The 12,758-nt window shown below is 61.4% G+C and carries 12 protein-coding genes; 5 read left to right on the plus strand and 7 right to left on the minus strand.

Features of this window, described 5'->3' with window-relative positions:
• From CH266_RS20485 to CH266_RS25970, 4 genes are all read right to left on the minus strand, one after another.
• On the minus strand, nucleotides 1-345 hold a 345-nt coding region (locus CH266_RS20485; RefSeq protein ID WP_176457157.1), incomplete at its 3' end, for a sugar nucleotidyltransferase.
• A gap of 49 nt (nucleotides 346-394) precedes the next feature.
• Complete coding sequence (locus CH266_RS20490) at nucleotides 395-751, minus strand: hypothetical protein (protein ID WP_032382989.1); 357 nt, start codon at nucleotides 749-751, stop codon at nucleotides 395-397.
• A complete protein-coding gene (locus CH266_RS20495) occupies nucleotides 748-1,959 on the minus strand; it encodes a WXG100 family type VII secretion target (protein ID WP_094716063.1) in 1,212 nt (403 codons plus the stop codon). Before CH266_RS20495 ends, CH266_RS20490 begins: the two co-directional genes overlap by 4 nt.
• Entirely contained in the window at nucleotides 1,956-2,738 is a 783-nt protein-coding gene (locus tag CH266_RS25970; protein WP_230591545.1) for a hypothetical protein, read from the minus strand. The genes CH266_RS20495 and CH266_RS25970 overlap by 4 nt, the downstream gene beginning before the upstream one ends.
• 90 nt (nucleotides 2,739-2,828) lie before the next feature.
• Between CH266_RS25970 and rfbB the strand changes: the two genes are divergently transcribed.
• Nucleotides 2,829-3,830 (plus strand): dTDP-glucose 4,6-dehydratase, encoded by a 1,002-nt coding sequence (rfbB, locus tag CH266_RS20505; protein ID WP_032382987.1) that lies wholly within the window; start codon nucleotides 2,829-2,831, stop codon nucleotides 3,828-3,830.
• Nucleotides 3,770-5,530, plus strand: coding sequence for a hypothetical protein (locus tag CH266_RS20510; RefSeq protein ID WP_141214557.1), 1,761 nt, complete (start codon nucleotides 3,770-3,772; stop codon nucleotides 5,528-5,530). Before rfbB ends, CH266_RS20510 begins: the two co-directional genes overlap by 61 nt.
• A gap of 20 nt (nucleotides 5,531-5,550) precedes the next feature.
• Here CH266_RS20510 and CH266_RS20515 read toward each other — a convergent pair whose 3' ends face one another.
• On the minus strand, nucleotides 5,551-6,543 hold the full coding sequence (locus tag CH266_RS20515; RefSeq protein ID WP_052054905.1) for a lysylphosphatidylglycerol synthase transmembrane domain-containing protein: 993 nt from the start codon (nucleotides 6,541-6,543) through the stop codon (nucleotides 5,551-5,553).
• Entirely contained in the window at nucleotides 6,540-7,265 is a 726-nt protein-coding gene (locus tag CH266_RS20520; protein ID WP_230591547.1) for an acyl-ACP--UDP-N- acetylglucosamine O-acyltransferase, read from the minus strand. The genes CH266_RS20515 and CH266_RS20520 overlap by 4 nt, the downstream gene beginning before the upstream one ends.
• 166 nt (nucleotides 7,266-7,431) lie before the next feature.
• On the opposite strand from CH266_RS20520, the gene CH266_RS20525 reads away from it, so the two are divergent.
• Entirely contained in the window at nucleotides 7,432-8,538 is a 1,107-nt protein-coding gene (locus tag CH266_RS20525) for a DegT/DnrJ/EryC1/StrS family aminotransferase (protein WP_230591548.1), read from the plus strand.
• Nucleotides 8,538-9,494: a Gfo/Idh/MocA family oxidoreductase gene (locus tag CH266_RS20530; protein ID WP_032382986.1), complete on the plus strand. Its 957-nt coding sequence runs from the start codon at nucleotides 8,538-8,540 to the stop codon at nucleotides 9,492-9,494. Before CH266_RS20525 ends, CH266_RS20530 begins: the two co-directional genes overlap by 1 nt.
• On the opposite strand, the gene CH266_RS20535 is transcribed toward CH266_RS20530, so the two are convergent.
• A complete protein-coding gene (locus CH266_RS20535) occupies nucleotides 9,488-11,632 on the minus strand; it encodes a hypothetical protein (RefSeq protein WP_230591551.1) in 2,145 nt (714 codons plus the stop codon). The two genes, CH266_RS20530 and CH266_RS20535, sit on opposite strands and share 7 nt — an antisense overlap.
• 303 nt (nucleotides 11,633-11,935) lie before the next feature.
• Here CH266_RS20535 and CH266_RS20540 point away from each other — a divergent pair, with 303 nt between their 5' ends.
• The gene (locus tag CH266_RS20540; RefSeq protein ID WP_032382985.1) at nucleotides 11,936-12,736 is read left to right on the plus strand and encodes a glycosyltransferase; all 801 of its coding nucleotides are present in this window, start codon (nucleotides 11,936-11,938) and stop codon (nucleotides 12,734-12,736) included.
• Nucleotides 12,737-12,758 lie beyond the last annotated feature (22 nt).

Below are 12,758 nucleotides of genomic sequence, written 5' to 3' on the forward strand. Positions count from 1 at the left end.
GCCGGGGCCGTAGAAGATGTTGTCGCCGAGCACCAGTGCTGCGGAGTCGGTGCCGATGTGCTCGGCTCCGAGGACGAAGGCTTGGGCGAGGCCGTTGGGCTCGTGTTGGACCTTGTAGGTCAAGGAGATGCCGAATTGGGAGCCATCGCCCAGGAGGCGTGCGAACTGGTCGGCGTCCTGGGGTGTGGTGATGATGAGGATCTCGCGGATCCCGGCGAGCATGAGGGTCGAGAGGGGGTAGTAGATCATCGGTTTGTCGTAGACCGGGACCAACTGTTTGCTCACCCCCATCGTGATCGGATGAAGCCGTGAGCCCGTGCCGCCCGCCAGAATGATTCCCCGCATGAGGGCGAAGTCTTCCAGACCCTCCGATCACCCGCTCGGTTGTGTGGCCTCACTGCCACGGGATTCGATAGGGCTGAGACAGGGCTTCGGTCGTCGATGTCGGCCATTCCGACGGCCACACGATCAGCGGATCGGCTGTGAGCTCGTCCACCTCCGGAGGCAGCGGATTCGCGTCCACCTGGATTCGTTCCCAACAGCATTCACCCGACGCGACGCGGCGTGCGTAGTGGATCAGGTCGGCCGACGCTCGCGGTGAGGACGCCACGCGGGCCAGTAGTTCCGTTGTGACGGTCCGGGTTTTCAGGTCTGCGTTCGAAGCGCGTGTACGCGTGGCTTCGAGCTCTCCGCAGGATGCCATCAGTCGGTCGTAGGCAGCGCGGGCGTGCGGAGGCAGGGACTCGATCATGCGTCTTGCCATGGTTCGTCGCCGGTGCCGACGGAGAAGTCCTCGTCCGGTGTGTCGAGTACCGGTCGGATATCCGCGGTCTTGCCCGCTTCGACGGCTTGCTTGCCGTAGTCGAGGAGGTCGTTCAGCGGTCGCAGTCTGTCGTCGATCTTCTGGCCCACCTGGCCTTCGGGGTCGCCGAGCGCATCGAGGAACCCGCCGAAGTCGTCGACCACCTGCTCGATCTTCACAATGAGATCCTTGGTCAGATCCATTGCCGTCAAGCATATTTCGACGATGCTCTCCACCTGCCATGCAGTGCCGACCACCGGCACTTTCTTGAGCACGACCTTCAGCGCACCGCGGGCGTTGTCGACGGCCACTTCGGACTCGAGCAATTCGACGATCTTGCGGACCACTGCCAGCGCTGCGCCACGAAGTTGCTCGGCAATGGCTGTACAGATTGCGGCGATCGTTCGGCCGGCATGCCCTTCCCATCGCATTGCGGCGAGTTGTCGGTCGGCATAGTCGGTGAATGCCTGTGCGGCTGCACCGTTCCAGTGACCGTCGACGCGGCGTACTCCTGCAGCCAACGACTCTGCTGCGGCTTCCATGGCGTCGCCCGCAATCTGGTACGCCTGACCGATTCGACGGATTTCGTTCCAGTTGCCGGTGACAGGAATGGTCGCTTCGCGTAGCGGACTCCACCCGGAGAGTTCGAAGATCGTTCGGTCGATCTCGCCGAGCCACTCGGAGGCATCGGCGAGCACGTCGCGGATGTCGTCGATGGCGGGATTGGTTGGAGGATAATCGATTCCGTGAGGATGACCGTAGTCAGCGGCACCGTCGAATTCGTCTATATGCCCGGCCGCGGCGTGATCCGAACTCCCGCGGTCGCTGCCGGGTAGCGGTGGCACAGATGTGTGGGCGTTGAGCAGGTCGTAATTCTTTCGATCTTGATCGGCATACAACCAGGCAGCTTTGTTCAGCTCGGCCCCCATCTCGCCGCAGTTGGCCGACAGGTGAACGTGTCGGGTGCGGGTCATCTCTTGGAAGCGCGCGATATACGGACGGAGCTTCTTCAGAACTTCTCCAACCACGTTCTCGCCGAGGCCCGCATTGTCGAGCAAGTAGTGGTGACTGGCCAGGGTATCGGCACCGATGCGATCGAAAAGATTACCGAGGCCGGCGATGTTTGTTGCGTCCGCCGAAAGGAGTTCTTTGGTCATTGCGTCACACCGTCGGGATCGCTACGGCGGAGTGTGGAAATGATGTCTTCGACGACCGAATGATCCACTGCCCCGTCGACAGCGAGGTCCCGCTTCACGAAGAACACGGCGACCGTCGCCGTCGCGAACCCGGGCACGGCAACGACATCGAACGTCCCCTCCGTGGGGTCACAGTCGGTTCGCTTGTGCACGCTCGATGCCATGACGGTGTATCGCACAGCAGGCTCGCCTGCGACCTCGATGTCGCTCGGCTGCGAGTACTCGATTCGAGGCGGTGCGGCGGAGTCGTCGCCGAAGATGATCTCCGCGCCTCGTGCTGCGTCGAGCGCTGCGGTGTGCAGATCCATCCCGCGGCGTCCGGTCATGCCGGACATGGCAAGCGTCGACCCGTCGGATTCCGGGCAGTAATTGCTCCCGAAATCTCCGATCGAGCCGTAGACGACCGATCGACCGGCATTCGACCAACCCGCGATTCCGGTCGAAAAGTTTCGCCACTCTGCTGGTATTTCGTAAGTCCAGCCGAATTTGGTGGCGATGGGCTGCGGCTGCCCGTCGGGCACCTCGATTTGCGGTGGCGGGCGTTCCATCGACGGAAAACCCGGCGGCAGGGGCGGCGGCACGGTCGTCGAGCCCGTGGGTTTCGGCGACACCGGTGGCAGAGCCCGTACACCCTCGTACGGTCCCGGTACTTGCGGAGCCAGCTGCGGAATTGCCCACATGAACCCGAACAGCAGCGTTATCAGTGCCGCGAGACGGACAAGAATTTTTCCCAGACCCATTGACGTACTCCCCCCGAAGTCGAACAGAAGCTAGCACGCGCGCCCGACAAGAACGGCCCACACGAGCATCCCCCGGTAAAGTGCCTGTTCATGAGAATTCTCGTCACGGGTGGGGCCGGGTTCATCGGCGCGAACTTCGTACATCAGACCCTCGCGCAGCGCCCCGACTCGCAGGTCACCGTGCTAGACAAGCTCACCTACGCCGGCAACAAGGCCTCCCTGGACCCCGTTGCCGATCGCATCGACTTCGTACACGGCGACATCGCCGACGCCGATCTCGTCGACCGCCTCGTTCGCGAGACGGATCTCGTCGTCCACTTCGCCGCCGAATCCCACAACGACAACTCGTTGACCGACCCGTGGCCGTTCGTGCACACCAACGTCATCGGCACCACCACGTTGCTCAATGCGGTCCGCGAACACGACGTCCGCTACCACCACATCTCCACCGACGAGGTCTACGGCGACCTCGAACTCGACGATCCGGCGAGATTCACCGAATCGACCCCGTACAACCCGTCGAGCCCGTACTCCTCGACCAAGGCGTCGAGCGATCTGCTGGTGCGCGCGTGGACCCGCTCGTTCGGGGTCCGTTCCACCATCTCGAACTGCTCCAACAACTACGGCCCGTATCAGCACGTGGAGAAGTTCATCCCGCGTCAGATCACCAACATCCTCAGCGGATCACGCCCCAAGCTCTACGGTGCCGGGCAGAACGTGCGCGACTGGATCCACGTCGACGACCACAACAGCGCCGTCTGGGCCATCATCGACGGCGGCCGCATCGGCGAGACCTACCTCATCGGAGCCGACGGCGAAGCGAACAACCGCACCGTCCTCGAAGCGATCCTCGAAGAAACCGGCAACGCACCCGACGCTTTCGATTTCGTCACCGACCGCCCCGGCCACGACCTGCGCTACGCCATCGACTCCACCAAGCTCCGCACCGAATTGGGTTGGACGCCAACCTACGTCGACTTCCGCGCAGGATTGAAAGCAACCGTCGACTGGTACCGCGACAACGAGCAGTGGTGGCGACCGCAGAAGGACGCCACCGAAGCTGTCTATGCGGCGAAAGAATCAGTGATCTGAGAATCGTGCTGTCGCCGAAGGCCACCTTCAGTGTGCTGTGGTTTCACGCGGCGTGGATAGTCGTCCTCACGCTCGCGGTCGCGGTCGGGGTTGAGAGGTTCGGATTCAACCCAACCGATCAAGGATTCGTGATTGCGCAGAGTTGGCGGCTGCTTCACGGGGAATTACCACATTTGGATATCGTGTCTGCACGTCCGCTCGGATCGGCATATCTCCATATTGTCGATATCGTGCTACCCGGACCGATGTTCATTACTTCTATATTCATTGCCAGCTTTCAGGTCGTGGTATTCACAGTGCTACTCGCGTCCTGGATTACCGGAACGCGTGTCAGAGACTGGTCCATTCTCCGCTCTGCATGTGTCAGTGGTGCGGCATTGGTGAACGTACATCAGTTTCCAATGAACGCATGGCACACGATCGATGGCATCTTTCTTACTGCTTGTGGACTCTGGGCGCTCGATCGTGGCCTCGAAACAAATCGCGTGTGTCTATACCGCGCAGGATTGTTCTTGCTGGGTTTTGCGGCAATTACAAAGCAGAGCTTCGTGCCTGCTGTAGCCGTGGGGATCGTGGTTCTCTTCATGCATCCGGTAGTGCGAGGTCAAGGCGTCAGAATTGGTCGGCGATCGGTCGATTTAGGGGTCCTGGTTGGTGCGCCGTTGATATATTTGTCGGTGGTTTCCGCTGCAGGCGGATTCGGCGACATGTTCGCTCAGTTGACGGGTGGTGCCGGCGTTGTTGGTCGGCGGTTGATTTATGCCGACGCATCCGTCGGGCAACTTGCGTGCCTGGTGATATTTGGTGTTGCCGCTTTGCTCGTAGTGCTACGGACACGGGTCCGATTGTCGAGTGCCGGTGTAGTTGTCGCGTGTGCTTCCATATTGCTGGTCATCGTCGAAGGAGGCCTGGAGCGGGCGGGAACTTGGGGGATCGTCCTGCTGTGGATGCTCGCGTTGAGCATATTGATGACGGCGTCGGTTGGACGAGTGATTCCGTGGCGCTCGATAGTGATGGTGCTATTGGCGTGGATGGTCAGTCTGTCGTGGGGTTACGATTCGCCGACCCTGATCGGTGGGTCGATCGCACTTGCCGCCATCGACCTCCTCGTCTCGCTCGGACCCGCACGTCAGAAACGCAGCCAGAGAGGCGCACTGCAGGCGGCCGCGGCGGTATTGATCGTTGGGCTCGCTGCAAGCTTCCTTGTGGTGGAGCAGGCGCAAAGTCCTTACCGGGATCTTCCGAGAGCTGAGCTGACGGCTTCCCTCGGAGCCGTCGCACCAGAGTTGCGGGGGATTCGATCGAACTCCAGTATGTTGGTCGATCTCGAACAAATAAGGGACTGCGTACGAAGTCACCCCGCGGAGAAGACAGCCGTGCTTCCGGACAACCCGTACGTTTATCCAGCTCTAGGCCTCCGAAATCCCTTCCCGCTCGACTGGATGCTGCCGATGGAATTGATAGCGGACACACGACAGAGAATCATTGCTGTAGCCGACGAGCTCAAGAATCAGGGGTCGTTTCTGATTCTCTTCTCGACTGTCACGCCGGAAGATCTGGCAATCGGTGCGCCGGTGCCGAATGGTGTGGGGCAAGAAGCACCCATTGTCGACCCCACGGGGACACTTACAGAAATTCGAGGTCGAGCGGGTGGGCAGTCAATCGTCTGCGGAAGCTTTGTAGGAGTCTGGAGTCAATGACGCGTCCTGACCGCCATTCGTCAGTTCGATGCGGACTGATCACTAGCTGCGGGGACGCGAGAGTGGCTGTGCACCAACTTATTGCGCAGTACTCGCGAACCGGATGCAGCGGCGATCGCGCCGGCCAGTACCTCGCACAGGGTGAACACGAGTCGCGAGGCCAGGGCCAGTCCCAGTGCGACACCGGCGTCCATGAACGGCGACAGTGCTGCGACCACCACGGCTTCTCGGACACCGATGCCGGACGGCACCACCACGACGAGCACGCCTGCACACATTCCGAGTGCGAGTGCGCCGATGCACTCCACCAGTCCACCGATCCGGAAACCGGCGGAGCTCGAGGCGAGGATCCACAGGTGGGTGCCGTAGAGAACCCAACTTGCGGCACACCAACCAAGTGACAACGCTATTTTGCGCGTCGTCAGCGGCGACTGTAGCGGCGCGCGGCGAAGGACCTTCAGCGCCAGATTCACCAGGCGAGTCAGGATAGGTGGGTACGCGCAGGTCAGGGCAATGGGAACCAGCACGATTACCGCCACAGCGGCGATGGTGCTGACATCGAACAGTGCAGGAAGGCCCAGAAGACCGACAACCAGCGCGGAGGTCGTGCTCAGTCCTACGGTAACCAGAACCGCCACGAATCCTGCAGCTCGGGTGACACCGGCGCGTCTGACCAGCTCGGTCTGAAGAACGAATGCCCAGACACTGCCGGGCAAGTATTTGCCCAGTTGCCCCACCAGGTAGCAGCGGGCGGCGTCGAACGCCGGGATGGGATATTCCAGTGCCCCGAGTGCGTGCTGCCAGGCCCGCACCGCTGCTCCCATGCCGAGGAACACCAGCAGCGACGACCCGAGCAGTGACCAGATTCCCAGCGACAGAATGGTGTCGCGGACCTCGGACCACTGGGATCTCACTGCCAGGACGATGGCGACGACGATCGCCGCGGTGACCGCGACGCGCAGTACGGTGCCGGCAATCTTCTTTCCGCGCGAGGCCGCTACTTCCTCGGTCATCTGATCAAGGGTTTGGTGGACAGATTTCGCCACCACTCGAAGGCCGTCGCAGTTGTTTCGTTCAGAGCGGCAAGATCGGGCAGGCGGCCGTTCGAGTACGCCGAACCGACGATCTCGACATCCGACTCTGCGTACCCCTTTCGCGTCATGCCGACCGAGTTGGCTCCGTGCAGAACTCCTGGGTTCCCGACGACGGTCGCGAATGGCGGGATGTCTTTGGTAGCGATACCGCCCATACCCACCATGGCACCCGCGCCCATGACGCGGCGCTGGTGGATGGTGCTGTTCATGCCCATGTTGCATCCGGGCCCGAGAGTGACGTGCCCGCCGAACGTCACGCCTGGCGCTGCGATCGTGTTGTCCCCGAGCTGTACGTCGTGTCCCACCGAGATGCGATTCATGATGAACGAGTTCGCTCCGACGACGGTGCGTCGTTCGCTTCCCTGATGGACGGCGGTGAGCTCGCGGATAACTGTGTTCTCTCCGATGTGAATTCCGCACCCGATGCTGGGTGCCACGTAGGACGAGAAATGCTCGAAACCATTGATTTCCGGGGGCGAACCGAGGACGGTCTGCGCGCCGATCCAGCAGTCGTTGCCGACCTCCAGCGGTCCGGTCAGCACTGCGAAGGGGCCGATGGTGACCCGGTCGCCGATGACCACGCCCTCGCCGATGACGGCGGTCTCGTGGATTCGACAGTCCTGGCCTATGTCGATCGGCACCTGAAATCGGCCTCCCACGTCTCTGTTGGATTTGCTGCGCTGTTGTAGAAAATAACGTTACGCGCGGCAAGGCTTGTGACCGGGACCTCGTGGCAGGCGATAGTGTCGACGGGTAAAGATGCGAATCGGTACGGTTTTCCGTCGCAGCCAGATCGGTCCGAGGGGTATGTCAGTGATTGCAATTTCCAGTGTCGTTTTCGGCGAGGATGTCGAGCGTGAAGTACTCGATACCCTTCGTTCGGGCATTGTCGCGCAGGGTCCCAAGGTCAAGCGCTTCGAGGAGCAGTTCGCTGAGCTCGTCGGTGCCGGCCACGCAGTGGCAGTGAACAACGGCACGACCGCCCTCGGTGCGGCGTTGGAAATTCAGGATCTGCAGCCCGGTGACGAGGTCTTGACCAGTCCGTTCACATTCGTCGCGACGTTGAACGCAATTTTGGATGCAGGTGCCATTGTCCGATTCGCCGATATTTCTGCGGATGATTTCAACATCGACCCGGTAGACGCGGCCACGCGAATTACCGATCGCACTGCCGTACTGATGCCAGTTCATCTGTACGGCCAGTCTGCGGACATGGCCGCGATAGGCGATCTTGCGCAACAGCACGGCCTTGCCATCGTGGAGGATGCGGCGCAGGCGCACGGTGCGACGTTCGACGGCCGCGGAGTCGGCACGTTCGGGCTCGGCTGTTTCTCCTTCTATGCCACGAAGAATTTGACCACCGCCGAGGGCGGCATGATCACCACCGACGACGAGGCCGTCGCCGACCGCTTGCGAGTCCTGCGCAACCAGGGGATGCGCGCCCGGTACCAGTACGAGGTCGTCGGTCACAACTACCGGATGACCGACTTGCAGGCCAGCCTCGGTCTACCCCAGCTGGCCGGCTATCGGACGCAGGTCGAGCAGCGTCGGCGCAACGCGGACATGCTCACCACCGGGTTGAAGGACGTTGCCGGAGTGACTTTGCCCGCAGAACTCGAACGCAGAGGGCACGTCTGGCATCAGTACACCGTGCTGGTCGACGAGGACGCCTCGATCGACCGCGACGAGTTGAGCTCGCGACTCGCCGATGCGGGTGTGGGGAGCGGAATCTACTACCCGAAGACCGCGTACGACTACGACTGCTACCGCGAACACCCGAACGTGGTTATCGAGGACACGCCGGTCGCCACGTCGGTCTCCCAGCGGTGCTTGAGTATTCCGGTACATGCGAACTTGACCGTCGATGACATCGACACCGTCGTGTCGGCTGTTCGTTCGGCGATGGGACAGTGATGAATCCTCGGGTTGCACTGGTCGGATCGGGTCGCATGGGGTCTCTGCATGCCAGGGTCATTGCCCAGTCGGATCGCTGCGATCTGGCTGTGCTGGTCGAGCCACGGGAGAGTCAAGGTCGGGCTGTCGCCGAGCGCTTCGGCTGTGACTGGGCTGCGGAATTCGACGACCTCGCCGGTATCGATGCGGTGGTCATCGCTGCGGCGACTCCTGCTCATTACGACATCGCGTCGAGAATTCTCGAACTGGGTAAGCCAGTGTTGGTCGAGAAGCCCTTGGCCGCCACGTACGAGCAGAGTGCTGAGCTCGTGGGCAAGGCTGCGGCCGGAGACATCCCGTTGATGTGCGGGTTGCTCGAGCGGTTCAACCCTGCGGTGCGTACAGCGCGTGAGTTCGCGGGTGACGTGTGGCAGGTCAACGGCATTCGACATTCTCCGTTCGTATCGCGAATCTCGACCGGTGTGGCGACCGATCTCCTCATTCACGACGTCGATCTCGCGATTTCTTTCGTCGGTTCCGAACCGAAATCGGTTGCGGGGGAGTTCGGCTACTTCCATCCGGCATCGAAGGAAAACCATGCCGAGGACTGCGCCGATGCAATCCTTCGCTTCGAATCAGGCGCTGTGGCAACGATTTCTGCGAGTCGCATCAGTCAGCGCAAGATCCGGCAGCTGTCGCTGCTCGAATCCGACCGGCTGATCGAGATCGACCTTCTCCGCCGCGACATCACCGTCTATCGGCACATCGACGACGACATGCCGTCCGATCGAGACGGATACCAGCAGCAGACGATCATCGAGATCCCCACCATCAGGTACAGCGAAGAGCCGCTCTCGGCTCAGCTGAATCACTTCCTGGACCTCGTCGCTGGATCAGGAGATGTTGCAGCAGAACGTGACTCGATCCTTCCGGCGCACCGTGCGGTGGACCAGGCGACGAGGTCGGCGGCTCACTGAACCGACTGGTGTCCGTCAAACTTCCGTCGGAAAACGGTGCTGGCCACGCCTACGCCGAGAGCCACCACGAACGCCACCGCGAAAACCGCAGTGGACAACCGCTGCAAAGGAGGCCGAAACTCGATTACGAGTTCGTGTTGTCCTGGCGGCACGGAGACCTGAAGCAGTCCGTGCCAGCCGGCGTCCGCGGGAGTTTCCACTCCGTCGATCGAAGCGTTGTAGCCCGGCCACGCCAGGCGAGCGAAGGAGACCTGGCCACCGGTTCCGGAGACGTGAACTGTTTCCGTCTGCGCACACGAGACTCCCGCGGACACGGTCACGCCTGGCCCTGCAAAGGAAACCGTTCCCGGCAAAGGGCTCGACTCCTTGCGCACCATCACGGTACGGATGTCATCGCGGCTCTTCACCTCCCATCCCGGTGGTGCCGGGGTCATAGAGGCTTCCGGTACAAGTGCGTTTTGAATGACTAGCGTGTCCACGCGCAGGTAATCGATCAACGGAATCGGAACGTCCTCGTTGACCGGACTCCACAGGGCTGGGTAGAACTCTTGACAGACGCTGCCTCGGTAGTCCATGCACAACGCATCCTGGAACACCGTGAAACCGATTCCGCTGTACGAGTTGATGCTCGAATCTACGGTCGACGCAAGTATCTCATTGCCGAACAGAAGTCTGCCGTTGGTGATGTCCGCAGGCTCGGTGTCTTCGCGGTCTGCAATCTGCAAGACGGTACCCACGTAGTCGTCAGCTCGTTTCGACAGCTGAGTGGTGCTCGACGGATCTGGACGTGAACTTTCGTCAACGTCGCGTCCGAGGAAAATGACCTGTAGCGCCATCATCGCGATCGAGCCGACCGTCAGCGTTGCGATGAGGCCGGCCGTGTCCCACCGGCGCCATGACAGGAACGCCAAGGCACCCAACGCGAGGACAAGGACGGCAGCGAGGGCGTGCCGCCCGGTCAGCGCAGGGGATGACGAGAACGCAACATAGAAGCCTAGAAACACGGTCATGGACGAGAGGATCAAACGGCGGCGTCTGTGGTTCTTGGCCAGTCCAAGCGACATCGCCAACGAAAGCGCGACTATCGCGCCAAGGTAGAAATACTCGATCAGTCTGATCGGCCATCGGAACATGCCTACGTTGGACGGACCGAATGTAAGCAGAAAGAAGACGCCGGTGATCGAGGCAAGGCTGATCAGGTGAACGCCGTGGCGTCGTCGGAATGCGCTGGAGCTCCAGAGACGCCGTATTTGTCCCCATCGCAGAAATGGAAGGAGCGGCAGTACGAACCACGCCAGGTAAAAGGATGGGAGTACCTCGATCGGCCCTCCGAATGTCGTGATGACTGGGAGATAGGTCGGGCTGCTGAGTCCAGCCAGCCCGCCCAGCTGAGGTTGCAGGAACGTGTCATTGCTGATGCCGCTGTTACCCGCGCGCGTGGTCACATCGACGCTCAGAAGCAATGGCATGTAAGTGACAAGGGCGGCTGTGCCTGCGCACGCGCCCGTGAGGGAAAGAAGGATCAAGCGCCGAAATTGGCGAGTGAGCAACAACTCCACACCAAGCCCCGTAAGCACGATGACGGTGCCCAAGGCGGCGTACGGGTTCCCCATGCTTATCGTGAGAGCGCCGACGATAAATGTGATGAACGGATTGGTGCGCGACCTGGCGAGCTTGAGCGCCGACCACCAAAACAGGGTGACCCAGGCGACGGCCATCATTCCGGACGGCCACCCGCCCGCTTCGTAGAAGAGGGTGAATCCACCAAAGGGCAGTGTCAGTCCGGCAAGTACCGCCGGGCCGCGGTTGGCCCCGTACTCCCTGCACAAAAGGTAGGTCGCGACGGCGAACAGCGCGAGGAATTCGACCATAATCACGAACGCGGCTTCGGAAAGATTCTCGAAGTACGAGGTCAAAACGTAGTTCGCCAGATTTATGGGGTTGTACAAGCCGTAAGCGGCCTCCCCGGCGTAGTTTCCTCCGACCCATGCATCCGGATTCATTGCCAGCCAGTGGCCCGATCGAAGTTCGGAGCCAATCCGGTGCCACGACGGCACGAAGGATTCGAGCATGTCACCCGTGTAGTAAAAGCGGTCGTCTATCAGTCGAGGGACGCACGCGATCAAGATGACCGTCACAGCCAGAACTGACGAAACGCACCACTCGGGTAGAGGGCGCGTCCGTAGGTTTTCGCGAGGGGGTGTCGTGATGGGTGTGGCCATTGAGTCCGAGCCTACGAGATGGCGGTTACGCCTCACGATGCCGGCACAACGGCGACGAAGCCCGCGGTCAGTGCTAACGGATCCGAAGGAAGTACCCGCGCAGCCCAGGGGCGATCAGAAGTCACGAAACGCCTTCGTCGGTGATGGTCGGTGAGCATCGGACAGTCCGTTGCAGCGTAGTGTTTCGTCCGTTCGTGGTTTTCGACAGGCGCTGAAAGGGTGACTGTGTTCTCTGGTCCCGCTCCGAGTTCGCGGCCGGACGCGGTCGAATTGTCGGTGGTCATACCTGCCCACAATTCTGCCCGAGTCATCGAATCCACTGTGGATGCCTTCGTCGAGTACTTGTCCGGCAGTCCTGCGGAAATTATCGTCATCGAGAACGGTTCGACCGACTCCACGGCAGACATCTGTGCACGGCTTGCGGCTGATTGGACTCATCCCACCGTCGGGCTGTCCGTGCTGACCAGCGCCAAGGGCATGGGTAACGCGCTTCGACTGGGCGTCGAGCAGTCTCGCGGCGACCGCGTGCTGCTGACCGCCGACGATCTTCCATTCGGGTTCGACGATCTGAACGCGGCTGCGGAATGGACCTCCGAAACCGGGTCGACTCCATTGGTGGCCATCGGCTCGAAGGCGCATCCGGAGTCTGCTGTGCAACGTGGGGTGCTTCGCGCAGTGATGACCTTCGGTTTCACGTCGCTCCGCAGAATCGTGCTGGGCACTCGAACGAAGGACCCGCAGGGAACGTTCATCGTCGATGGCACCCTTCTGCGTGCGGTGGCTCCGCAGCTGATCGAACCGGGTTTCCTGTTCACCACCGAATTGGATTACGCGGTGGAATTGGCCGGTGTCCGTCCTGTGGAGCTGCCGGTTCGTCTGTCCGAATCGCACCGGAGCGAGCCCAGCCGGGTTGCGATCGGGGATGTCGTGAAGATGGCCCGGGGCCTGCTGTCGTTGCGAGGGCGGCGTCACGAACTACTGGCGGCCGCACAAGCCGGTCGTCAGGCTGTGGACGCCTGAAGCGATCCGCTCCGGGCTATTG

Source organism: Rhodococcus sp. 06-1474-1B (assembly GCF_002258885.1).
Lineage (GTDB): Bacteria > Actinomycetota > Actinomycetes > Mycobacteriales > Mycobacteriaceae > Rhodococcoides > Rhodococcoides fascians.

What these genes read in the sequence shown, in the direction of transcription:
- CH266_RS20490 (WP_032382989.1), bottom strand. Translation starts at nt 751, where the DNA reads ATGATCGAGTCCCTGCCTCCGCACGCCCGCGCTGCCTACGACCGACTG.
- CH266_RS20495 (WP_094716063.1), bottom strand. Translation starts at nt 1,959, where the DNA reads ATGACCAAAGAACTCCTTTCGGCGGACGCAACAAACATCGCCGGCCTC.
- CH266_RS25970 (WP_230591545.1), bottom strand. Translation starts at nt 2,738, where the DNA reads ATGGGTCTGGGAAAAATTCTTGTCCGTCTCGCGGCACTGATAACGCTG.
- rfbB (WP_032382987.1), top strand. Translation starts at nt 2,829, where the DNA reads ATGAGAATTCTCGTCACGGGTGGGGCCGGGTTCATCGGCGCGAACTTC.
- CH266_RS20515 (WP_052054905.1), bottom strand. Translation starts at nt 6,543, where the DNA reads ATGACCGAGGAAGTAGCGGCCTCGCGCGGAAAGAAGATTGCCGGCACC.
- CH266_RS20525 (WP_230591548.1), top strand. Translation starts at nt 7,432, where the DNA reads ATGTCAGTGATTGCAATTTCCAGTGTCGTTTTCGGCGAGGATGTCGAG.
- CH266_RS20530 (WP_032382986.1), top strand. Translation starts at nt 8,538, where the DNA reads ATGAATCCTCGGGTTGCACTGGTCGGATCGGGTCGCATGGGGTCTCTG.